The following is a 24,077-nucleotide window of genomic DNA, read 5'->3' on the forward strand; positions in this document are numbered from 1 at the left end:
GGATGAAACGTATTGCTATTACCGAACGCCCGGATTGGCGCGAAAAGGCGACAGAATATGGCTTTAATTTTCACACCATGTATGACGAGCCATATTGGTGTGAAGATGCTTATTACCAATTTTCTCTCGCCCAAATTGAAGAAATCGAGAATACCACTGCCGAACTGCATCAGATGTGTTTGCAGGTGGTAGAAAAAGTCGTCGATAGTGAAGAATTACTGGCTAAGTTTCAGATCCCAAAACATTGCTGGGATTTTGTCCGCAGCTCCTGGATTACCAGCCAACCATCACTCTATTCCCGATTGGATTTAGCTTACGATGGTAAAAACCCAGCAAAGCTATTGGAAAATAATGCAGATACACCAACTTCGTTGTATGAATCCGCCTTTTTCCAATGGGTATGGTTGGAAGATCAGATGAATGCCGGGCTGCTACCGGAGAACGCCGATCAATTCAACAGCATGCAAGAACAACTAATTGAGCGCTTTGCTCAATTACGTGATGAACATGGTTTTGGCTTACTGCACATGGCCTGTTGTCAGGATACGGAAGAAGATCGCGGTACCATTCAGTATCTACAGGATTGTGCACTGGAAGCGGGTGTGCCGACTGAATTCCTGTTTATTGAAGATATCGGTCTGGGCGAGAAAGGCCAGTTTACTGATCTGAAAGACCAGGTGATCAGCAATCTGTTCAAACTCTATCCTTGGGAATTGATGTTCCGTGAGATTTTCGCCACCAAACTGGAAGATGCTGGCGTCCGCTGGCTGGAGCCGGCTTGGAAGAGCATTATCTCCAACAAAGCACTATTGCCAATGTTGTGGAAGATGTTCCCGAATCACCCAAACCTACTGCCCGCTTATTTTGCTAATGACAACTATCCTGCAATGGACAGCTATGTTATTAAGCCGCTGTTTTCACGGGAAGGAGCTAATATCCGTATCATTGAGAATGGTAAAGAAATTGCCAGTGTTGATGGTCCTTACGGTAAAGAAGGGATGATCGTACAGCAATTCCATACACTACCAAAATTCGGTGACAGTTATACGCTAATTGGCAGCTGGCTGATAAACGAGCAGCCTTGTGGTATTGGTTTGCGTGAAGACCGTGAATTGATAACGCAAGATTTATCCCGTTTCTACCCGCATATTATTCTGGATTAATTCCCAGCCGGGAGGAATTAAGGAAGATAGTAAAACACCGAAAATTCCTCCCTTAAACATCCAATAAAGAAACTTTGTACCTTTATAAATTGCCAAAAAGGTAAATAATTTTGATATATCAGAGCCCTCTATTGCTGATATCTGCACAAACAAGCTTGATCTCCCGTAATACACACGTCTGCCAACTTACGTCAACTTTCATCCCCATGCTAAGAACTGACTCAAAATCAAAAATATATTACGGGGTCTGGTAAAAAGCATAAATTATTAATAATGAAATTCTGGATTCAGTCATGGTTGTAGCCCTTTCCACAGACAACGTGGCGATAACCTCACCACCGGAAATCTGAACTAAAGGGCAGAAAGCCTTCGCCGAATACAATAACCAAAAAAGTTGATTATTCAACCAACCTGCACAGACAACATACTCAGCGAACCGGATTCAATGCCATCAATGGGAATAGAAACCACTTCTTTTCTATCCCACGCCCCCATAACATACAGCAATGGTAAAAAATGTTCAGGAGACGGATTGGATAACTGGCCGTCTTCTCTGTCCAATGCATGAATCAAAGGATAAGGCTGTTCATAGCTGGTAAGGTTATCACACACATAATGGTTAAATGCTTCTGCCCAAGGATACGGTTCCGCATTATGCTCTTGCCGCTTCATAGCATGAAGATTGTGTACAACATTACCGCTTCCCAAAATCAAAACACCTTCATCTCGCAAAGCAGCCAACTTTTTTCCTAATTCATAGTGATATGTCGCAGGTTTAGCATCATCTATACTGAGTTGAACTACAGGAATATTTGCCTGAGGATACATCTTAATCAGAATGCCCCAAATCCCGTGATCCAATCCCCACTGATGACGATCTGCATAAACCTCCACAGGTTCCAGCATTTCCTGCACTAAAGCGGCCAATTCCGGTGATCCCTTAGCCGGGTACTGAGTTTCATGCAACTCTTGTGGAAAACCACGAAAATCATGGATAGTCTTCGGCTGAGTCATGGCGGTTACAGCTGTGCCATTGGTATACCAATGCGCAGAAATCGCCAAAATAGCCCTAGGTACAGGCAGTCTTTCACCAAGTTCACGCCACACATTGGTATAGCGATTTTCTTCCAGTACATTCATTGGACTGCCATGACCAACAAACAGTGCCGGCATTCTGGAAATATTCATAACGACCTCTCAAACAAATATATGTAATTTTAATACTTGCAGACAGGTTACGCTTTTAAGATAGGTAAAACAGTGTGCCAAAAGTGATGAAGTTATTCAAAAAAACTGAAAACCACAGCTTAGATAAACTGTGGTTCTGGGAAATATACGCGGTTATAACTGATATTTCATCTGGTTATCGAACGATCATACTTCAGCAAGCTTTCTGATCCATTGATTGACGATAAGCGACCAAATCTTCAATAGTTACCACTGGCATATTATGCAGCTTCGCAAATTGCACCACTTCAGGAGTACGAGCCATTGAACCATCATCATTGGTCAATTCACACAACACACCTACTGGTTTGAAACCGGCTAAGCTGACTAAATCAACTGTCGCTTCAGTATGCCCCTGACGAGCTAAAACACCGCCCGGCTGAGCGCGCAGCGGGAAAACATGCCCCGGACGATTCAAATCACTGGGTTTCGCATTATCTGCAATCGCTGCACGAACCGTCGTGATACGGTCCGCCGCAGACACCCCCGTTGTCACCCCGCAGACCGCCTCAATGGTTACGGTGAAAGCAGTCTGGAACGGGCTGGAGTTATTTTGCACCATCATTGGCAATTGCAATTGCTGACGGCGTTCTTCTGTCAGGCACAAACAGACAATCCCACTACCATGACGAATAGTAAGTGCCATCTGCTCTACCGTCATGGTCTCGGCCGCAAAAATAATGTCACCTTCATTTTCACGATCTTCATTATCCAGCACCATCACACCCCGGCCATCACGTAAAGCGTCAATAGCGCATTCAACACGTTCTAATGATGTGCCGTATTCAGAAAGTAGCGTCTGATTCATGGTAAAAAACCTCATTAATATTTTATGGATTACCAGAATCAGGGCAGTCTTGAGGAGTTCTCGCCATGGACACACCATAACATGATGAAATGCCATAGCCGAAACAACAGACGAGCACAAAGCCCGACAGATGCCGTTATTCTCTCCCATCCGGACTATAACCGTCGGCTCCAGAATTACACTGGATCTGCTGACCTCCGCCTTATCATAAAGATAACTACAAGCGGAGCGCTCGCGGGCTTCACCATGGCCTACAAAAATGGCCTAGTGTTACCGCCGGTGGGGACTTTCACCCCGCCCTGAGATAAGCTAACGAACTATAACGCTAATATTTACCGGGAGCAATCAACAAAATCAGATGTGAAACCTCGCTCACAATGCCTTGTGGTTTTGCCATCTGGTATTACACTATTCAGAAATTATCTATGCCATCAAAGGACGTATCATGCTTGATCCCAAAAAAATTGAACAAATTGCCCGCCAGATCCAAGATTCTCTACCAAAAGGAGTAAAAGAGTTTGGGGGCGATATAGAGAAAAAATTGCGGATGATTTTGCAATCTCAGCTTGGCAAACTTGATTTAGTTAACCGTGAAGAATTTGATATTCAAACTCAGGTTCTATTGCGTACTCGTGAAAAATTAACTGCAATGGAAAAACGTTTAAGTGAACTTGAAGCGAAACTGGAAGATAAAAATGCACTATCCGCTGATAATGCGGAAAAAAAAGAGTAGAGTGCGTAATATCAGGGTAAATCCAATACTTATACCCAATAGATTTCAAGTTGCAGCGCGGCGGCAAGAGAACGCATCCCCAGGAGCATAGATAACGATGTGACTGGGGTAAGTGAACGCAGCCAACAAAGCCGCAGCTTGAAAGATGAAGGGTATAGATAACTCTGTGACTGGGGTGAGTGAGTGCAGCTAACAAAGAGGCAACTTGAAAGATAACAGGTATATATTAGATTAGCCTCTTGCGTCATTACCATTCTATTAAAAGGTGACTGTTAAAGCGGTCACCGAACTTAAATAAAAATGCTCACCAAGTATATCGCCAGCCCAAATACTCCTGATTAATATTTTAAAATCTTAATATCCCTGTGGAGGTTTACGGCAATAAAATAATTTTCTCTATTACTATCCATTGATAGCTATCAATTAGAAATCTAATGTGATTTACTTCACATTTTTATCTTATTCATATTATCAATATCATCATTTTGTTGTCCTAAAAATAAGAGGGGGGAATTTTTACTATTAATCTCGATTTTACCGAGTAGAGGTTGTTTATATTCCCTTAAATACTAGGAATTATTTTCCATTTTCATTTTTCACTGTAAGAACAAGCTGGAAATATCTTTATATTCAGAGCCACCAAGATAAAACACCAGCTTAATAACATGAAGAAGCGTTTAACAATATGGATGGATTAGTCTTCTCCTGCCAGATTAGCGAATTATCCCAAACCACTTTTCAGGTATCGAAGTTTGAATTAATTGTGGTTGCCCAACCGTCGCCTGCCGATTAAAAGCGCGAGCATAAATATTAAATACCAAAGTCCTTAATTGAATACTCACAAAACTATGCCGCTGGAGTATTCTATTTTTCACTCCAATCGGCATACTCTTACCAGTACCTTATTTCTCAGCAAATTCTATTAAAGAATCATTCACTGTTTTTTAATTGCCTTAATGATATTAGTTGTTGAAATACCGTCTTCAAAATTCAGCACCTTGACTTCACCACCAGCCACCAAAACCTCTTCACTACCAGCAATCTCTTCAGGTTTATAATCACCACCTTTAACCAATACATCCGGCAAAACACCAGCAATCAAACGGCGCGGTGTATCTTCTTCAAACGGAACGACCCAATCCACAGCGCCTAGCGCAGATAACACGATCATACGTTGTTCCAATGGATTGACAGGGCGACTTTCACCTTTCAAGCGTTTAGTTGATGCATCACTGTTAACGGCAACAATTAACCGATCGCCTAACTTACGAGCATTTTCCAGATAAGAGACATGGCCTGCATGCAGAATGTCAAAACAACCATTGGTCATCACGATTCTTTCTCCGCGCTGACGAGCATCAGCAACGGCCTGTTTAAGCTGAAATTCAGTCATGACACCGAAACCTGTTTCAGCACGGCCACGTACAGCATTTTCCAATTCAATTGGCGAAACCGTTGAAGTCCCCAGTTTGCCAACTACAACGCCCGCAGCCGCATTCGCCAGGAAACAAGCTTCATTCAGTGGTCTTCCCGCTGCAATCGCAGTGGCTAACACACCAATAACCGTATCGCCAGCGCCAGTAACATCAAAAACTTCCTGCGCCTGAGTCGGCAAATGCAGCGGTGGTTGATCAACGCTCAGCAAACTCATTCCTTGCTCAGAACGTGTGATCAGTAATGCCTGAAGATCCAGATCCTTAACCAGCTTAGTGCCCTTCGCAACCAGTTCATCGTCATCTTTGCAGCAACCCACTACGGCTTCAAATTCGGACAGATTTGGCGTTAGCAACGTTGCTCCTCGATAGCGTTCAAAATCACTACCCTTTGGATCAATTAGCACCGGAACTTTGGCAGCGTTTGCCAGTTTGATCATGCTCTGAACTTGACTCAACGCACCTTTAGCATAGTCAGATAAAACCACAGCTCCAATATGGGGTAACGCCTGTTCAATACGTTCAAGCATCGGCTGCGCATCGACGTTACCGAAACCTTCTTCGAAATCCAGACGGATTAATTGCTGATTACGGGAAAGTACCCTCAGCTTAGTAATTGTCGGATGGGTTGGCACAGCAACAAAATCACAGCGCACCTTAACACTGCTCAATTTTTCATTCAGCGCACGCGCTGCATCGTCAACCCCAGTCAACCCTACCAGATGTGAATTCGCCCCAAGAGCAGCAATATTCATAGCAACGTTGGCCGCCCCTCCCGGACGTTCCTCAATGGTATTTACTTTTACTACAGGCACTGGCGCTTCCGGTGAAATCCGGCTGGTTGGCCCATACCAATAGCGGTCTAACATCACATCACCGACAACTAAAACGCCTGCATGGTGAAAATCCGGGAGTGTTACTTTCATCCCTTGCTCCAAATATTAGATATTAACTGGTGCCAAATATTACCATAAGCCCAGAAAATGCCAGTAAAATCCGTACACAAAACCGGTATCACCCGTTATTGCTCACCCAACCACTGTTGCCAGCTATAACGTACTTGTTCCTGTTGCCGGCTGAAACAATCAACTGATATCTGGCTGGAAAGCTCCTGCAACGCCAGATGATGCAATTCATCACGCATGGAAATATAAGCCTGAGTCAATGAGGCGGCTTCATCCTCATCCATAATTCCATAAGCTGCCATCAATTCGAAAATTCGCACATTATCTGACCAATGCGTCAATCGTTCATTCTCAGATGCGTAGCGTAGTACCAGATACTGAGCAATAAATTCGATATCCGTGATCCCGCCTGGATCAGCTTTAATGTCAAATCGATCTGAATGGTCACTACCTAAATGCTTATGCATCTTCTCTCGCATTTCCCTGACCTGCTGACATAACAAAGCCGGTTCTCGTCGCGTACATAACGTCTGGTGACGTACTCGAGCAAAATCCTGATGCAAATTTTCATCACCAAATACCATACGGGCACGTACCAATGCCTGATGTTCCCAAGTCCATGCTTCATTTTTTTGGTAATCAGCAAACGCTTCGATGGTACTGACCAACATTCCTGACTCGCCAGAAGGCCGTAAACGGACATCCACATCGTACAAAACACCGGAAGAGGTTCGGGCACTAAACAGATGCATGATTCGTTGAGCAAGACGCAAATAAAATTGCCGGGCATCAATTGACCGATCGCCATCAGTCATCACATCCATCGGGCAATCAAGTAAGAAAACCAAATCAAGATCGGAACTATAGCCCAGTTCCCAACCACCGAGTTTGCCATAGCCAATCACAGCAAACCCTAACCCTTTACGCTGGCTCAGATGTGATGGAACACCATAGCGCTTTACCATTTGGCTCCATGCCTGTTGAACTACGGCTTCAATAATCGCCTCTGCCAGATAAGTCAAATGATCACTCACTTTCATCACTGGCAGCACGCCGGTAATATCTTCCGCAGCAATCCTCAGCAATTGCGCCTGTTTAAACTGACGAAGAACCTCTAACTGTTGTTCTTCATCATCTTCAGGTATTCGCAATAAATATTGCCGTAGTTCATCTTTATAAGCATTCAATGGCAACGGCTTATACAGAAATTGTGGATCAAGCAACTCATCCAGTAACAATGGATGGCGGGAAAGCTGAGTAGCAATCATCGGTGAAGCCGCACACAGCCGGATAACATGTGTCAATACGGCTTCCGATTCCAGCATTAATTCCAGATAAGTTGTACGGCTGACAATACTTAGCAACAGCGGAATAATCCGTTCCAGTACCGTATTGGCATCTTGCCGTAAACAAATTTTTGCCAACAAACGCGGCATTAGATGATCAAGTACATCACGACCACGGGGGCCAATGGTTCTTTTGCCCACATCATGACGGTATAGAGAAATGGCGTGCAATATTTGCTGTGCAACCAATTCATCCAAATGCGGAACCAGTACTATTAATTCCTTTTTTTCAAGGTGCTCCAGCCACAGACTCTTAAATGGCACATAACAGGGTTCTTCTTCACTATTATTACTGTCATCACCAATTAATTGCGTAAAAATAACCCGAACGGCTCCCATCTTGCTGTTTAATTCAATAATCAAATCATCCCAACTTTCAAATTTCATACCCCACGCCAGTCGCGAACGGTTCAGCTTATCTTCTGGCAGAGTCTGAGTTTGCTGATCATTGATTGACTGTAAAAGATTTTCCAATCGCCGCAGAAATAGGTAACTATCAGCAAGTTGTTTAATCTGTAATGGTTGTAAAAGCTCCAAATCTTCTATTACTCGAAGGGTAGGTAACAACGCCTGAGATTGCAGACACAATTCACGACCACCACGAATAAGCTGAAATACCTGAGTGATAAATTCAATTTCACGAATACCACCAGCACCCAGTTTGATATTATCTTTCAAGCCACGGCGACGAACTTCTCGTTCAATCATTCCTTTCATATTTCTCAGGGATTGAATCACACTGAAATCGATATAACGGCGAAAAATAAACGGCCTCAACATCTGACGTAATTCTTCGCAATATGATTTACTGCCCGATCCCATAATGCGCGCTTTAACCATTGCATAACGTTCCCAGTCACGCCCCTGCTCTTGATAGTAATCTTCTAGCGCTGCGAAACTGAATACCAGCGGGCCGCTGTCACCGAATGGACGCAAACGCATATCAACCCGATACACAAAACCATCCACTGTTTGCTGATCGAGTACTTTGATAAGACGCTGTCCCAAACGGGTAAAAAACTGAGAATTATCCATTTCACGGCGGCCACCTCGGGTAATCCCGTTTTCAGGATAGACAAAAATCAGATCAATATCGGAAGAGAAATTCAGCTCACCCCCTCCGAGTTTTCCCATACCGAGAATTAACAGTGGTTGCAGTTCACCTTGTTGATTACAAGGCGTTCCCCAATCCTGACAACAACGCTGATACAACCAGTCACGGGCAGCAACAATCAGCGTCTCAGCCAGCACACTGAGCTGTTGCAAAGTCCCCTGAGTGGTACTGCCATACAACGCTTGTAACCAAGCAATTCTGATCAGAATTTTGTTACGAAACTGACGTAAAACCCGCATCAAGGTATTTTCATCTTCTGCTGATGAAAGTAACCGTTGCAACCATTCAACGTATCGTTGCCATTCCTGCGTTTCAGGTGGATTCTGGCGGATTTCAGCTAACCATTCAGGGTGAATCTGCAAATGTTCAGCAACAAAATCACTCAGTGACAACACTGCCTGCTCATGCGGAGCAAAAGGTTCAATAGATAAAGCCAATTCCTGGAAATGCTCAGTCACACTCTGTAATTGAGCCAAAAGCGGGGTTGAAAGTGGCAACATAGAGAATTCCTGTTATTCAAGCAGAGAGATTTACTAACCACATAGTCAGCGCCAACTTACATTGCAAATAAACTGAGCTGTAACACAGAGTTTCGGCCTCTGTTTCCACTTCTGATAATTTTTGCTCAATAGCAGTTAATTGATCATCCAACTGCTCCAACCGACCTGCTGGCTTGCTAAGACATTTAATCGTCTGCTGAACCAATGTAAGTACTTGCTTCAAACCATCCCGACCTTCTGATAAGCCTGATGACCAGCATTCTTCCTGATCTTGCCAGTGGCTCAATATTGATGAAAGCACAGATGATAATGGCTGTTGCATATCAATTTCTGTCGGTACAGGAGACGAAATTACCCTCGGTTTTCCCTGAGCTAACTGATAACCCCGGGCAGCTTTACTTTTATTTCCCTGCCGCAAACCGTCTGATTTTGCCAGCTCAAATGCCAGCGCGAATACATCAGCAATGGTTCCTCGTTTCAATTCCAGTTCAAACTCACAGATTGGTACTTTGCGGCCTGCCGCGATAATTTCTCCCTGATCAAACACCACTTCAATCTCACTCTGCCCGTAAGTGATTACCCACTTTTCACGCATAAAGTCAGTGCTGAATAAAGCATGCAAGCGGGATTGTAATTCTTTCACATCACAGTTTTCAGGCCAAATATGCGGTGGAAACAGAGTCAGAGCCAGTTCCGGCTTTACCAACGGCACATCATATTCTGGCCTCTGATGCAATCCACCAATGACTTTACCGGCTGTTTTGATCGTCATTTCATATTGGTCATCAAAACCACGAATACGCAGCCCCATATCAAGACGACGAAGTTGGTTATCTGGTGTTTCAAAATAGATATTGGTCAGTTTCTGAGGTGCAAAATAGTGATGAGGAAATAATGATAATTGCTGACGGATAACAGGGATAGCTAGTGGTTTAGCGGTAAGTTTTAATTCAATTTCTACACTCATATCTGCACCATTGATGACAATCTTTGATTATTATCTTACCCCGATTTCACTTTTCTTTGCGACATACGCTATTTTCGTCAAGATGTTAATCCAAGAAAGTTGCGTTTGTTACTTATTATACGCACAGACTGGTTATACGCACAGACTGGTGACTATTCTGAATACGATGATTAAAACTAAAGGAAGCCTTTAGATGTGACTTTCCATCAACCAGCTTCCAATACAAAATACATTCGAGACAGCTACTTTTTTGTTCTGTTATTTCTCAAGCACCAATTTTATCTATTGGTCCAGTTTAAAACCCTGTTGCTGAATAGCAGAAAGTACTTCCGGGTAATAGATATTTTGGTAATAACTGGCAGTATTCATGCTCCAATTACTACCGTCATTGCGATCGATACGTTGCCAGTGTTCCATTAATGTTTTGTTGTACTGTTCAATTGCTCCCGGTAATACTTCACAATGATAATATTCTTCGTGACAGAAACTGTTGAGAGGCAAACGCGGTTTCTGCTGTGCAGGAATATCAACATAGCCAATCACCAGACCAGCCACCGGGAAAGTGAGTTCCGGCAATTGCAGAAGCTCGATTATCGCCTTTGGATTCCTGCGAATACCCCCAATTGGCACGACACCCAGACCGTGAGAGCGAGCTGCGGTCATTAGTGCTCCTAATGCGATACCAACATCAGTTGAGCCAGAAATTAGGCTTTCAATACTTTGATGCGCGATCTGCTGTTTACCGCTCATCTCTATGCCGAAGCGTGTTTTATGCATATCCAGTACTACGGTAATAAATACCGGCGCCTGGGCGATCCACGGCTGACCACCGGCCAACTCAGCGATTCTCGCTCGATGATGGGCATCACGGATAACGATCAGTGACACTTGTTGCGAGTTCACCGAAGTCGGAGCAAGATGTGCAGCTTCGATGATGCTGGCAAGAATGTTTTCAGCAATCGGTTTATCGAGATAACTGCGTTCACTGCGGTGCGAAGTGAGTAATTCAATTGTCTGATTCATAATAGTTCTGTGAGTAGGTTAACTGAGGCTTACGTAAATATACAATGACGTTATGCGCTATAAGAATATTGCCAGTAATTAGCGCGGCAGCACAATGCACGTTCATGTACATGTCTTGTCCATCTTAAAGAATCAAAAATATTACATGATCTTATAAGTTGCTGTCATTATTCATAAGCGGCAAACAACATTGCCAGAAGCAAAGTAGGCATAATATTTCCTTCTCGGTGCAACTCTCGGAAAAGGATAGCTGTTGTTGTGACTGTTCCTCGTCCTACCGAGGGTTTACAGCGGATTTTGCCAAGTGAGAAAATTAAAATTTTCTCTTTTCTGAAAGTTATGATAGTAATTGGCAGAAATGCTTTGTTAAACAAACAACCAGTAAGCCCTGTATTCGACCTGTTAGATAGCTTTTCTTTTGGTTTACTGTTTGCTCCAGCAAACTTAACTCTTTACTATCAAATCCTAAACTCACCATAGATAAAGGACAGTTGAAATTACAATGCGAAAACTACCTTTACTTTTTACAGCGTTATTAAGCCTAGGTTTTTCTCTTACTACCCACGCTGAAGAAAAACGCTATGTATCCGATGAGTTATCTACCTACACTCACGCAGGTCCGGGTAACAAGTATCGGATTGCCGGCACACTGAATGCTGGTGATGAAGTCACATTAATGAGCATCAACCGAGATAGCAATTACGCGCAAGTAAAGGACGATAAAGGCCGTCTTGTCTGGCTGCCAGTTAACCAGCTCAGTAATAAACCGAGTTTACGGATTCGTCTTCCTGAAATGGAGCAGGAAATAAAGCTACTCACTGATAAGTTAGCCAATATAGACAGTAGCTGGAATCAACGTACTGCCGATATGCAGCAGAAAGTTGCAAACAGCAGTGACATTATGACTGGGCTAAAAAAAGAAAATGAACAGTTGAAAAATAAACTGATCGTGGCAGAAAAAAAACTCGATGTAGCAAATCTGCAACTTGATGACAAGCAACGCAATATCATTCTGCAATGGTTTATGTATGGCGGCGGTGTTGCAGGTGCTGGCTTAATTTTAGGATTGTTATTGCCACATATGCTCCCGCGTCGTAAACGCAATGACCGCTGGATGAATTGATAAGGAATATTGCAGTGAGAATCTATCTGGTTGGCGGTGCAGTACGTGACCGCCTGCTAAACCTTCCTGTGAAAGAACGGGATTGGGTTGTGGTTGGCGGAACACCAGAAGAGCTATTATCCCAAGGATATCAGCAAGTTGGTAAAGATTTCCCCGTATTCTTACATCCCAAAACTCATGAGGAGTATGCACTGGCGCGTACTGAGAGAAAATCTGGCTTGGGATATACAGGTTTTACCTGTTATGCCGCGCCAGATGTCACCCTAGAAGACGATTTGCTGCGCCGTGATATAACAATTAATGCAATTACTCAAACGCCTGATGGCGAATTTATCGATCCTTATCATGGCATTGATGACTTAAATAATCGTATCTTGCGCCATGTTTCTGATGCTTTTTCTGAAGATCCACTAAGGGTATTACGAGTAGCCCGTTTTGCTGCACGTTTCGCACATTTAGGGTTTACTATCGCACCAGAAACACAAACCTTAATGTCAAATATGGCAACCAACGGAGAGTTATCAGTACTCACACCGGAGCGTGTCTGGAAAGAAACAGAAAAAGCCCTTTCTACTCATTCACCGCAAGTTTTCTTTCAGATTTTACGTGACTGCGGCGCGCTGGCTGTACTGTTCCCTGAAATTGATAATCTGTTTGGTGTTCCGGCCCCAGAAAAATGGCACCCTGAGATTGATACCGGTATTCATACGTTGATGGTGCTAAAAGTTGCAGCAGAGCTGACAAATGAAGTGGATAGCCGTTTTGCTGCGCTATGTCATGATCTCGGTAAAGCACTGACACCACCTGAACAGTGGCCTCATCATTACGGACATGGTCCAGCAGGCATTAAGTTAGTGGATCAGTTGTGCCAACGTCTGCGTGTTCCTAATTCTGCCCGTGATTTGGCAAAACTGGCCGCTCAGTATCATGATTTGGTACATACCGTTGATCAATTACGGCCAAAAACATTACTTAGGTTATTTGATTCTGTTGATGCATGGCGTAAACCTCAACGCATAGAGCAGTTAATTATTACCAGTAAAGCAGATGCACGGGGCCGTACCGGTTTTGAAAATACCCCCTATCCTCAAGGTAATTATCTGCGGCAGGCATTTAAGGTTGCCAGCCAAGTTCAGGTGAAAAATATTGTCGCCAGCGGATTGCGTGGCGCTGATATTGGTAATGAGTTACGACGTCAACGTCAGCAAGCACTGGCTGAATGGAAACAACAGCAAAGTTAGCGCCGTTGTTTGGAGGATCGAGATACTCTGTACTTCCCCTAATATCGAACTTTGGATGATATCTGAATGAGATCGATATCAGGGGATATCATTCACTACATAAATACCCAGTAAACGGCGGCAGCTACAATAAAACGGTAGATAGCAAACGGGATAAAAGAAATACGTTTAATCAATGTCAGAAAGGTTTTAATTGCTATCAACGCAACAATAAATGCAGTAACAAAACCAACAGCAAACATTGGGATATCAGAGACAGTCAAAAAATGCAGGCTCTTATAGAGATCCAGCCCACTCGCCCCCATCATCATTGGCACCGCCAGAATAAAGGAGAATTCTGATGCAGTATAACGGTTAACCCCCATCAGCATTCCACCAGAAATTGTCGCTCCTGAGCGGGAGAATCCCGGCCATAATGCCAGACACTGGAAACAACCAATCATAAAAGCCTGGCGATAAGTAATATCATCCAGCCCTTCTGCCGTCGGTGTCTTAGGTTTCAGGATTTCTGCTGTAATTAACAACACACCACCAATAACCAAGGCATACATAACGCTTTGCGGGTTAAACAGTGACTTGATAGTATCGTGGAACAGCAACCCAAGCGTCACCGCAGGCAACATTGCCAGAATAATGTGGCTCAATTTCAGTTTGCCGTTGGTTTTACCTTCACGAGGAACTTCACCAAAGTGAATACCAATTAACCCAAACAGGCGACGCCAAAATACAACCACCACGGCAAGAATAGATCCAAGCTGAATAATCACCTCAAATGTCTCAGCTTTATCACCAGTAAACCCCAGTAAGTGGCCAACAATAATCATATGACCGGTAGAGGAAACAGGAAGAAATTCAGTCAGCCCTTCAACAACACCAAGAATAAATGCATGAAACAAGGTAGAAAGGTCAGTCATATAGAGAAGTCGCACTCCATTAACAAATATCCGAAACGGCAACCTAGAGTAACCCGGCTGCCATTTTCCCATTGTCATTAATCAAATTGACATATTATTAAACTTGGCAATACTGCATGCCAGATTATGGCAGGAATATTGACAACAATATGACAACTGAATTCACTGCTGCTCAGACTATTTTTTTCTTTCAATAATAACACCGACTTGACGAGCCTGTGCCACAGCCCCCGGTTTACTGACTTTTACCCGTATCCATGGTGAATTAAAGCGGTTTAACAGCAGCTCAGCCACCTCTTCGGCCACTCTTTCAACCAGAGCAAAATTCTGATTTCCTACATGGTTGATAACCGCTTCACTAACTTTAGCGTAATCCAGACAATGTTCAACATTATCACTGGAAGATGCGCGTTTGTTATCCCATCCCATTTCGATATCGAACACTAACTTCTGCTTAACAGTCTGTTCCCAGTCATAAACACCAATTGTAGTGATGACAACTAATTCCTCAATAAATACGATATCCATCACGTCGCTTTCCTGTTTTTTCAACTTGCCGGATACCACTTCCGACTAAATATGCGTATTATCCATGGTTAAGCTAAGAAAACGACCATTATTATTGGAGAGACATTATGAGTGTTATCGCGCTTGGTATGATTACCTTCGCGTATCTTTGCGGTTCGATCTCCAGCGCAATACTGATCTGCCGTCTGGCTGGGCTACCTGATCCACGTCAGCATGGCTCAGGCAATCCAGGAGCGACAAACGTATTGCGGATTGGTGGCCGTAGTACCGCGGCAATAGTACTGATTTTTGATGTTCTGAAAGGAATGATCCCAGTCTGGCTGGCTTATCAGCTTAATGTATCCCCTTTCTATTTGGGGATTACGGCAATAGCCGCTTGTCTCGGTCACATTTACCCAATCTTTTTCCATTTTAAAGGTGGTAAGGGTGTTGCAACTGCTTTTGGTGCTATTGCGGCCATTGGCTGGGATCTGACGGGTTTGATGACTGGTACTTGGCTGCTGACAGTCTTACTGAGTGGTTACTCCTCTTTAGGTGCAATTGTCAGTGCCCTGATAGCTCCTTTCTATGTTTGGTGGTTTAAACCTGAATTTACTTTTCCAGTTGCCATGCTCTGCTGTCTGGTGCTACTACGTCACCATGATAATATTCAACGCCTTTGGCGCGGCCAGGAAAGCCGCATCTGGAACAAGTTGAAAAAGAAAAAAGAGATGACTGAACAAGAAAAAATCCAGGCAAAGAATGAAGAAGGAAAAGAAGATTAACAACAGATCTGCATAAAAAACCAGTAACTGACCGAATTACTGGTTTTTTATTTCCATTATATAAAGAAGGATTACAACGCAGGTAATTCAGACAAAGGCCAACGTGCTTTAACAGTCACTCCAAGAGAGTCACTCACTCCCCCTTTCAAACGGATCATACCGGCAAGCGCAATCATGGCCCCATTATCTGTACAGAATTCTGGACGTGCATAAAATACTTCCCCCTCCAGCTTGGTCATGACCTCTTCCATTCTAGCGCGCAACGTACGATTAGCACTGACACCACCAGCCATTACCAGCCGTTTGAATCCGGTCTGCTCAAGCGCCCTTTTACATTTGATCGCTAATGTATCAACTACCGCATCTTCAAAAGCACGAGCAATATCCGCTCTGGTCTGCTCATCATTGCTGTTGTTATGGATAGTATTAGACGCAAAAGTCTTCAGCCCGGAAAAACTGAAATCCAGCCCAGGACGATCGGTCATCGGACGAGGAAACACAAAACGCCCTGATTCCCCTTTCTGAGCCATATTGGAAAGTAGCGGCCCACCCGGATAGTCCAATCCCAATAATTTAGCTGTCTTATCAAATGCCTCACCAGCCGCATCATCTATTGATTCGCCAAGCAGCTCATATTTACCGATACCCGTCACGCTAATAAGCTGAGTATGACCACCAGACACTAACAAAGCCACAAACGGAAATTCAGGACTGTTATCTTCCAGCATCGGAGCCAGTAAATGCCCTTCCATATGATGCACCGGAACAGCTGGAACATCCCAGGCAAACGCCAGAGAACGGCCGATAGTCGCCCCTACCAGCAATGCACCGACCAAACCAGGACCTGCCGTATAAGCAACTGCATCAATATCTTTACTTGTTAATTTTGCTTCTTTCAAAGCAGCCTGAATTAGGGGAACTGTTTTGCGGATATGGTCACGTGAAGCCAGTTCAGGCACGACACCGCCGTAATCAGCATGTAGTTTAATCTGACTATATAATTGATTTGCCAATAAACCGGCTTTACCGTCATAAATTGCGATTCCGGTTTCATCGCAAGACGTTTCTATACCTAAAACTCGCATTACACTACCTATAATCCACGGAAGAGAGCCAGTTTATCATTAATGAGATAATTTGCGTGGTTTACGTGCTGACTATTTTAACTGTTTAGTCTATAATCAGCGCCCTACGTGAATTTCCTGTGTGGTTATCGTCAATATTACAGAACTGATTTGCAAATCTCATTGCAGGTCGCTATGTAATGTTGTTTCAATTTGCTGCGGCGCTTTACAAAGCCGTATCCATTGAAGTAAAATTCCGCACCATTTTAAGATGGCTGGCATATCACGCCAGCAAAACCGATTTCTATTGAGGTGAGAGGCACATGCCGGTAATTAAAGTACGTGAAAACGAGCCATTCGACGTAGCACTGCGTCGCTTCAAACGTTCCTGCGAAAAAGCAGGTGTGTTAGCAGAAGTTCGCCGTCGTGAATTCTATGAAAAACCAACGACTGAACGTAAACGCGCTAAAGCTTCTGCTGTAAAACGTCACGCTAAGAAGCTGGCTCGCGAAAACGCACGCCGCACTCGTCTGTACTAATCCTTGCGGTTCACCCGCACAGTGGTTAAATTTGCAGACAATAGTAGTTGCAGATAAAGGCCGTGCTTTCCAAAAGGAAGCGCGGCTTATTGTCGTTCATCAACAGGCGTAAAAAGGGCTTATGGCTGGACGAATTCCACGCGTATTTATCAATGACTTATTAGCTCGTACCGATATCATCGAGTTGATCGATGTTCGTGTACCACTTAAAAAACAGGGTAAAAATTACCACGCGTGCTGTCCGTTTCATAACGAAAAAACGCCTTCGTTTACTGTTAATGGCGATAAACAGTTTTATCATTGCTTTGGTTGTGGAGCTCATGGCAACGCCATCGACTTTCTGATGAATTACGACAGACTTGAATTTGTTGAATCCATCGAAGAATTGGCAGCCATGCACGGTCTGGAAGTACCTTATGAATCAGGTTCTGGCAGCAGTCAGATAGAACGCCACCAAAGACAAAATCTTTATCAACTGATGGATAAGCTCAACAGCTTCTATCAGAATTCATTAAATACCTCCGCTGCACAACAAGCCCGGCAGTATCTGGCTCAACGCGGACTTAGTGAAGAAATTATCCACCGTTTCTCGATTGGTTTTGCTCCCGCTGGTTGGGATAACACCTTGAAACGGTTTGTCCATAACGCGGAAGAACGTCAACAATTGAATGATGCTGGCATGTTAGTCGCAAATGACAATGGCCGCACTTATGACCGTTTCCGCGAACGAGTGATGTTTCCAATCCGTGACCGCAGAGGACGCGTGATTGCATTTGGTGGACGAGTTCTGGGAGATGCACTCCCGAAATACCTCAACTCGCCAGAAACTGATATTTTTCATAAAGGCCGCCAGCTATACGGCCTTTACGAAGCACAACAAAACCACAATGAGCTTTCACAGTTATTAGTTGTTGAAGGTTACATGGATGTGGTGGCGCTGGCGCAATTTGGTATTGATTATGCGGTTGCCTCATTAGGTACTTCGACAACATCGGAACATATTCAGTTACTTTTCCGCGCTACCGATAACATTATCTGTTGTTACGATGGGGATAGAGCCGGGCGCGATGCTGCATGGCGAGCGTTGGAAACGGCACTTCCTTATCTAAATGATGGTAGGCAGTTACGTTTTATGTTTTTGCCTGATGGTGAAGATCCTGATTCACTGGTCCGTAAAGAAGGCCGTAAAGCATTTGAACAAAGAATGGAACAGTCTCATACACTGTCCGAATTTTTATTCGAATCATTATTGCCACAAGTTGATTTAAGTAGTCCAGAAGGAAAAACCAAGCTCAGCTCACTTTCCGTACCATTGATCAACCAGATTCCGGGAGAAACTTTACGTCTCTATATGAGACAAGAACTCGGTAATATGATAGGTATTCCCGATGCAGTACAGTTGGAACGTTTATTACCACAGCGTCTGGAAAACGGGAATAATTATCAGATGCCACAGCTAAAACCGACAACTATGCGTATACTTATAGGACTGTTGGTGCAAAACCCACACTTAGCCGCTTTAGTTCCCCCTCTACAGGGAATTATGCAGGCCAAGATTGCAGGCTTACCATTATTTATGGAACTTGTAGAGGTTTGCCTTACTCAGCCAGGGCTGACAACTGGACAACTGCTAGAGCAATATCGGGATACTAAATTTAGTAAACAACTTGAAAAATTAGCTGCATGGAACGATATACAAGTAGAAGAGATAGCAGAAAATACATTTCGTGACGCATTGGATCACCTCGTCGATTCTGCGTTAGAAGAGCGCTTAGACATTCTTATCGCTAGAGCAAGAACTGAAGGTCTGACACCGGAAGAGCGTGAAGAAGTCCGCTTGATTAATGAGTCCCGTGCCAGAAAGTAGACACTGAATTCACGGCTTAAATGCCGCATTTAAGTAGGGAAAAAACCCTACGTTTTGCCACTATAAGTGGGCAGTGGCAATATAATGAAAATGCCCCTAAATGTTATTGTTGGCAGATTAGTTTCGCCGACCGACACCAACCCAAATACTCTGAAGTGTGGATACCGTCTTATGGAGCAAAACCCGCAGTCACAGCTAAAGCTACTTGTCACCCGTGGTAAGGAGCAAGGCTATCTGACCTATGCTGAGGTCAATGACCATCTGCCGGAAGATATCGTCGATTCCGATCAGATCGAAGATATCATCCAGATGATCAATGACATGGGCATTCAGGTAATGGAAGAAGCACCTGATGCCGATGATCTGATGCTAGCAGAAACTACTAACGACACAGATGAAGACGCTGTGGAAGCTGCTGCACAAGTCCTGTCTAGTGTTGAATCTGAAATCGGCCGTACCACCGACCCAGTACGTATGTACATGCGTGAAATGGGTACCGTTGAATTATTGACCCGGGAAGGTGAAATTGACATTGCTAAACGCATTGAAGATGGCATCAATCAGGTACAATGCTCTGTTGCTGAATATCCTGAAGCAATTACCTATTTATTGGAACAGTACGACCGCGTAGAAGCAGGTGAAGCTCGCCTGTCAGATCTAATTACTGGTTTCGTTGACCCGAACGCAGAAGAAGACCTCGCACCTACCGCAACTCACGTTGGTTCTGAGCTCCCACAAGAAGAACTTGATGACGATGATGATGAAGACGATGAAGACAGCGACGACGATAGCGATGATGACAACAGCATTGATCCGGAATTAGCTCGTCAGAAATTCCAGGAATTGAACGAACAGTATGAAATCACCCGCCAGGAAATTAAGAAAAATGGCCGCAGCCATCCAAATACTGCTGCCGAAATCTTAAAACTGTCAGAAGTTTTCAAACAGTTCCGTCTGGTACCAAAACAGTTTGACTACTTGGTTAACAACATGCGTTCTATGATGGATCGCGTTCGTCTTCAAGAACGCCAAATCATGAAAATGTGTGTTGAGCAGTGCAAAATGCCGAAGAAGAACTTCATCACTTTATTCTCCGGTAATGAAACCAGTGACATCTGGTTCACCGCTGCAAAAGCAATGAACAAACCATGGTCTGAAAAGTTACTTGAGATTGAGGAAGAAGTACAACGTAGCCTGCAAAGACTTCGTCAGATTGAAGAAGAAACCGGTTTAACTATTGAACAGGTGAAAGATATCAACCGGCGAATGTCCATCGGTGAAGCAAAAGCCCGCCGAGCGAAAAAAGAGATGGTTGAAGCTAACTTACGTCTGGTTATCTCAATTGCCAAAAAATATACCAACCGAGGTCTGCAATTCCTGGATTTAATCCAGGAAGGAAATATCGGTCTGATGAAAGCGGTTGATAAATTTGAATATCGTCGTGGTTACAAGTTCTCAACTTACGCTACATGGTGGATACGTCAGGCAATCACACGTTCTATTGCCGACCAAGCTCGTACCATTCGTATTCCCGTTCACATGATTGAGACAATTAACAAACTCAATCGTATTTCTCGCCAGATGTTGCAAGAAATGGGGCGTGAACCGACACCGGAAGAACTGGCAGAACGCATGTTAATGCCGGAAGACAAGATCCGTAAAGTACTGAAAATTGCCAAAGAACCTATCTCAATGGAAACTCCGATTGGTGATGATGAAGATTCACATCTGGGTGATTTTATTGAAGATACAACGCTGGAATTACCACTAGATTCTGCGACTTCAGAAAGCCTGCGTTCAGCAACCCACGATGTTCTGGCTGGCCTGACCGCTCGTGAGGCAAAAGTACTGCGGATGCGTTTCGGTATCGATATGAATACTGACCATACACTGGAAGAAGTTGGTAAACAGTTTGACGTTACCCGTGAACGTATTCGTCAGATCGAGGCGAAAGCACTACGTAAACTGCGTCATCCAAGCCGCTCTGAAGTTCTGCGTAGTTTCCTTGATGAATAATCAGAAATTTTAGTCACGCTGATTGAAAAGCGTCTGTTCCGGCAGACGCTTTGTTTTTTTACACACAATACCAATGTCAATCGCGATAAAAACTCTGATAATCAAACAATGGAGTAAAACCGAGACGTCGATACAAAGAAGCACCAACAGATGAAGCTTCCAGGTAACAAACTACCGCACCATTAATCTTCGCCTCATTTAGAGCATATTTTATCAATGCAGTTGCATATCCTTTTCCCTGCACCTCCACAACCGTACCAATATCATCCAGACGAGCCATATTATCCAATATTGATAAAGTCAAAGAACAGACAGGATTACCATCTATGTACAGCGCATAATGTTTTAATTCTTTTCCTGCTTCAATTGCCATCTGATGCCGTTCCTGATATTGCCTGATGACATTATATTCCTCAGATGCAAAAGCACTCTCAAGCGGAATAGACCAATCCTGCAAAACAGCATCAACACATCGAATATCGTGATTGACGGGTTCACTATGCCACTCAGACATATTTAATTGCATAGCGGTGGTCTTTCCACCAATAACAAGATTGGCTTGCTGGATATCTTGCTGAACACGCTGAACTTCATCCTCAACAAAAACAATACCAAAAGGTAACCCAGTATGTTCTAAGAATTTAATACCTGAACGTAGAGCATCACTTATGTCAACACATCCTTTTGTCACCAACAAAAAATTAAAAATATCCACTTCGATCCCCGTCACATATACCCGCACATACTCGTTTATGTGTTGAGAGAATTGACTAATAGACGAGAAAAAGTAGTTTTCTATCTGGTGATAAGAAGAAGCAGAAGGAAGATGTTTATTATTCATATAATCATCCATAAAAATACATTGATTATCGTGATCATAATATAACCAACAACACAAAATATCTTATTAAAAATTAAATCGATAACTTATAAAAACGTTAAATTAGCCGTAAAAAAAGCCAATATATATCGTTAACCTCTTTTACTACTTAATAAAAACTTAATTTTGTATACAAAGTGGTCATATAAATTTATAGATCTAGACCGCAAGCAAAACTGTACGTATAATCCCTTCCATCCAACGGCCCCTTAGCTCAGTTGGTTAGAGCAGGCGACTCATAATCGCTTGGTCACTGGTTCAAGTCCAGTAGGGGCCACCAGATTTTCTCTGTAAAAACAGATAGACCACTCAAGCAGGAGTGGTTTTTTTATGTCTTTCAGTCAGTGCTCCCTTTTTGTCCCCTGAAAAAATTTTCATATCCCTGTTGTGCCATTATTCATACACAATGAAGATTATTTTTTGACCGAGCGAACCAAACGCGAAAAAAATTTTCTGCCAATAAAAATATATTTACTTAACTTAGCTGATTTCAATTTTCTAATAGCCACAAGACCGCGCTAGTACTGTGTTTTGAAATTTCCTTCGGCTTATCTTCGTGATCTTACTTCTTACGTAAAATAGAAATATTTCCTTATTATCATTGTGTTAACCTTTCTGTCGTGATCCTTCCTAGATCTACAAACTGAAATTTCCTGAAAATCTTTTCAATCATTTCAGTTTGTGACTCCTCTCACTTCGCCAGTGCTGGCACGATTTGGCAGCTTGCCTTGTAGGATTTTAAAACTGAAAAAATTTTTTGATCCAAAGCGTGCAGGCGGGTGCGGTGTAGTGCCGTTTTCGCCATAAGTTCATTTATTTCGTCATAAGCGCAGCGAGACAAACCGTCACTAAGGTATTTATTTGATTCTTGGGTCAGATAATACAATCAGTTAAAGTAGCACTGCTATCGGCAAAATCCGATGGTCAGGGGGGCGCAGCCTTGAATGAGTAACCCACTGGCTTGAACACCAGTTCAAGTCCAGTCGGGATTACCAAATTTAAGCCGTTAGATCAATATATTGGGCCACTTAAACAAGAGTGGCTTGCTTGATCAAAGGCGGTAAATGTTAAAGGCCACCGGGAGGTTACCCCGATGGCCTTAGCTACGTTTCCGTTATCTATTTCAGAAATGCACGGATCAGCTCTAAAAGCGCGATTAACGCTTTGAGAACGATGATAGCAGTGTCAATAAATGCTTTCACCCGTTTGCTCCCGTTAGGAGCACGACTTAACCAGCCATTGCCTTTACATTGCCTGTCCGGCTGGTTCTCATCAATGTTAGTTGAAGTGGATCGCGCTCCAACCAAGGCTCTGAATCAGCACCACCTGTACTCAGCCAGGACTTACGAAAACTTGCGTAAGAGATACACAGGCCGAAACGCGCCTCAACTAACAGCCGTTGATTATAAGTTTATTTGGATATGATTCAATGGATTAATAGATCAGTAAAAACAAAAAACCAACTGGTGAGGTTGGTTTTTTGTTTTTATCTTTAAGCAGGACCTCTGTTTTTGTGCTCTTAACCGGGTTGGTAGCCTCGGCCTTAGCGCGATCCACTTCAACTAACATAAGAAGTCTAATGCTTAGAATCGGAAATATCAACCTATAACATGACTATAAAACAAACAACACTACCAGACTGAAAGTCAACCAATCACAGGAGAATACTTCTGTTTCAGCCCATCCGATTTTGATGTGGCACAGTAATTTTAGTCACCGTAATAAAGGTGATATTTTTACTTCAACAATCAAACAGGTGACATGATGAAAAGAAGTTTTAGCCCTGAATTCAAACTGGAAGCCGCTAAAGCGATGAATGTCAGCAAATCAGCCTTGGGGAGCTGGGTTCGTCAGTTGAGGCAGGAGCGGCAAGGCAAATCTTCTAAAGCCATGCCCATCACGCCGGAGCAAATTGAAATACG

The 24,077-nt window shown here is 43.4% G+C and carries 20 protein-coding genes, 1 tRNA gene and 1 riboswitch; of the genes, 10 read left to right on the top strand and 11 right to left on the bottom strand.

Annotated features, from left to right (window positions below; all coding sequences use genetic code 11):
• Positions 1-2: 2 nt before the first annotated feature.
• Complete coding sequence (locus EAE89_RS08825; RefSeq protein WP_054476021.1) at positions 3-1,163, top strand: glutathionylspermidine synthase family protein; 1,161 nt, start codon at positions 3-5, stop codon at positions 1,161-1,163.
• A gap of 402 nt (positions 1,164-1,565) precedes the next feature.
• Here EAE89_RS08825 and ygiD read toward each other — a convergent pair whose 3' ends face one another.
• Positions 1,566-2,351 carry a 4,5-DOPA-extradiol-dioxygenase gene (gene ygiD, locus EAE89_RS08830; protein WP_054476022.1) on the bottom strand — a complete coding sequence of 262 codons (786 nt, stop codon included), beginning with the start codon at positions 2,349-2,351 and terminating at the stop codon, positions 1,566-1,568.
• Positions 2,352-2,544: 193 nt separating this feature from the next.
• On the bottom strand, positions 2,545-3,198 hold the full coding sequence (gene ribB / locus EAE89_RS08835) for a 3,4-dihydroxy-2-butanone-4-phosphate synthase (protein ID WP_054476024.1): 654 nt from the start codon (positions 3,196-3,198) through the stop codon (positions 2,545-2,547).
• Between the two features lie 134 nt (positions 3,199-3,332).
• Positions 3,333-3,508, bottom strand: a riboswitch (FMN riboswitch).
• Positions 3,509-3,643: 135 nt separating this feature from the next.
• Between ribB and ubiK the strand changes: the two genes are divergently transcribed.
• Positions 3,644-3,931, top strand: a complete 288-nt coding sequence (gene ubiK, locus EAE89_RS08840; protein WP_149616994.1) for a ubiquinone biosynthesis accessory factor UbiK — start codon at positions 3,644-3,646, stop codon at positions 3,929-3,931.
• A 934-nt stretch (positions 3,932-4,865) separates the two neighbouring features.
• Here the strand turns inward: ubiK and hldE are convergent.
• The 4 genes from hldE to EAE89_RS08860 all read right to left on the bottom strand — a co-directional run bounded on the left by hldE (position 4,866) and on the right by EAE89_RS08860 (position 11,219).
• Positions 4,866-6,290 (bottom strand): bifunctional D-glycero-beta-D-manno-heptose-7-phosphate kinase/D-glycero-beta-D-manno-heptose 1-phosphate adenylyltransferase HldE, encoded by a 1,425-nt coding sequence (gene hldE / locus EAE89_RS08845; protein ID WP_054476028.1) that lies wholly within the window; start codon positions 6,288-6,290, stop codon positions 4,866-4,868.
• A gap of 95 nt (positions 6,291-6,385) precedes the next feature.
• A complete protein-coding gene (glnE, locus tag EAE89_RS08850; RefSeq protein WP_214085700.1) occupies positions 6,386-9,229 on the bottom strand; it encodes a bifunctional [glutamate--ammonia ligase]-adenylyl-L-tyrosine phosphorylase/[glutamate--ammonia-ligase] adenylyltransferase in 2,844 nt (947 codons plus the stop codon).
• Between the two features lie 16 nt (positions 9,230-9,245).
• A complete protein-coding gene (locus EAE89_RS08855) occupies positions 9,246-10,196 on the bottom strand; it encodes a CYTH domain-containing protein (protein WP_054476032.1) in 951 nt (316 codons plus the stop codon).
• A gap of 282 nt (positions 10,197-10,478) precedes the next feature.
• Positions 10,479-11,219, bottom strand: coding sequence for an NADPH-dependent oxidoreductase (locus EAE89_RS08860; RefSeq protein ID WP_054476033.1), 741 nt, complete (start codon positions 11,217-11,219; stop codon positions 10,479-10,481).
• A gap of 502 nt (positions 11,220-11,721) precedes the next feature.
• On the opposite strand from EAE89_RS08860, the gene EAE89_RS08865 reads away from it, so the two are divergent.
• Positions 11,722-12,342, top strand: coding sequence for a TIGR04211 family SH3 domain-containing protein (locus EAE89_RS08865; RefSeq protein ID WP_054476037.1), 621 nt, complete (start codon positions 11,722-11,724; stop codon positions 12,340-12,342).
• A 14-nt stretch (positions 12,343-12,356) separates the two neighbouring features.
• Positions 12,357-13,583, top strand: coding sequence for a multifunctional CCA addition/repair protein (locus EAE89_RS08870; protein WP_054476039.1), 1,227 nt, complete (start codon positions 12,357-12,359; stop codon positions 13,581-13,583).
• Positions 13,584-13,678: 95 nt separating this feature from the next.
• Here the strand turns inward: EAE89_RS08870 and bacA are convergent, their stop codons facing one another.
• Positions 13,679-14,497 (bottom strand): undecaprenyl-diphosphate phosphatase, encoded by an 819-nt coding sequence (gene bacA, locus EAE89_RS08875; RefSeq protein ID WP_054476041.1) that lies wholly within the window; start codon positions 14,495-14,497, stop codon positions 13,679-13,681.
• Between the two features lie 177 nt (positions 14,498-14,674).
• A complete protein-coding gene (gene folB / locus EAE89_RS08880; RefSeq protein WP_152911964.1) occupies positions 14,675-15,025 on the bottom strand; it encodes a bifunctional dihydroneopterin aldolase/7,8-dihydroneopterin epimerase in 351 nt (116 codons plus the stop codon).
• Positions 15,026-15,132: 107 nt separating this feature from the next.
• On the opposite strand from folB, the gene plsY reads away from it, so the two are divergent.
• Positions 15,133-15,789, top strand: coding sequence for a glycerol-3-phosphate 1-O-acyltransferase PlsY (plsY, locus tag EAE89_RS08885; RefSeq protein ID WP_054476045.1), 657 nt, complete (start codon positions 15,133-15,135; stop codon positions 15,787-15,789).
• Positions 15,790-15,860: 71 nt separating this feature from the next.
• On the opposite strand, the gene tsaD is transcribed toward plsY, so the two are convergent.
• Positions 15,861-16,874: a tRNA (adenosine(37)-N6)-threonylcarbamoyltransferase complex transferase subunit TsaD gene (gene tsaD, locus EAE89_RS08890; protein WP_054476047.1), complete on the bottom strand. Its 1,014-nt coding sequence runs from the start codon at positions 16,872-16,874 to the stop codon at positions 15,861-15,863.
• Between the two features lie 302 nt (positions 16,875-17,176).
• Here tsaD and rpsU point away from each other — a divergent pair, with 302 nt between their 5' ends.
• The 3 genes from rpsU (at position 17,177) to rpoD (ending at position 21,275) form a co-directional block, all read left to right on the top strand.
• On the top strand, positions 17,177-17,392 hold the full coding sequence (gene rpsU, locus EAE89_RS08895) for a 30S ribosomal protein S21 (protein WP_001144069.1): 216 nt from the start codon (positions 17,177-17,179) through the stop codon (positions 17,390-17,392).
• A 121-nt stretch (positions 17,393-17,513) separates the two neighbouring features.
• Entirely contained in the window at positions 17,514-19,259 is a 1,746-nt protein-coding gene (gene dnaG, locus EAE89_RS08900; RefSeq protein ID WP_054476049.1) for a DNA primase, read from the top strand.
• A 171-nt stretch (positions 19,260-19,430) separates the two neighbouring features.
• Positions 19,431-21,275, top strand: coding sequence for an RNA polymerase sigma factor RpoD (rpoD, locus tag EAE89_RS08905; protein WP_054476051.1), 1,845 nt, complete (start codon positions 19,431-19,433; stop codon positions 21,273-21,275).
• 76 nt (positions 21,276-21,351) lie between these two features.
• Here the strand turns inward: rpoD and EAE89_RS08910 are convergent, their stop codons facing one another.
• Entirely contained in the window at positions 21,352-22,116 is a 765-nt protein-coding gene (locus EAE89_RS08910) for a GNAT family N-acetyltransferase (protein WP_214085701.1), read from the bottom strand.
• 242 nt (positions 22,117-22,358) lie between these two features.
• Here EAE89_RS08910 and EAE89_RS08915 point away from each other — a divergent pair.
• Positions 22,359-22,435: transfer RNA gene (locus EAE89_RS08915), tRNA-Ile, on the top strand.
• A gap of 838 nt (positions 22,436-23,273) precedes the next feature.
• Here the strand turns inward: EAE89_RS08915 and dinQ are convergent.
• Positions 23,274-23,345: a damage-inducible type I toxin DinQ gene (gene dinQ, locus EAE89_RS24355; protein ID WP_369293964.1), complete on the bottom strand. Its 72-nt coding sequence runs from the start codon at positions 23,343-23,345 to the stop codon at positions 23,274-23,276.
• Positions 23,346-23,916: 571 nt separating this feature from the next.
• Here dinQ and EAE89_RS08925 point away from each other — a divergent pair.
• On the top strand, positions 23,917-24,077 hold a 161-nt coding region (locus tag EAE89_RS08925), incomplete at its 3' end, for a transposase (protein WP_422615508.1).

The organism is Photorhabdus heterorhabditis, assembly GCF_018448905.1.
Classification (GTDB): Bacteria; Pseudomonadota; Gammaproteobacteria; order Enterobacterales; family Enterobacteriaceae; genus Photorhabdus; species Photorhabdus heterorhabditis.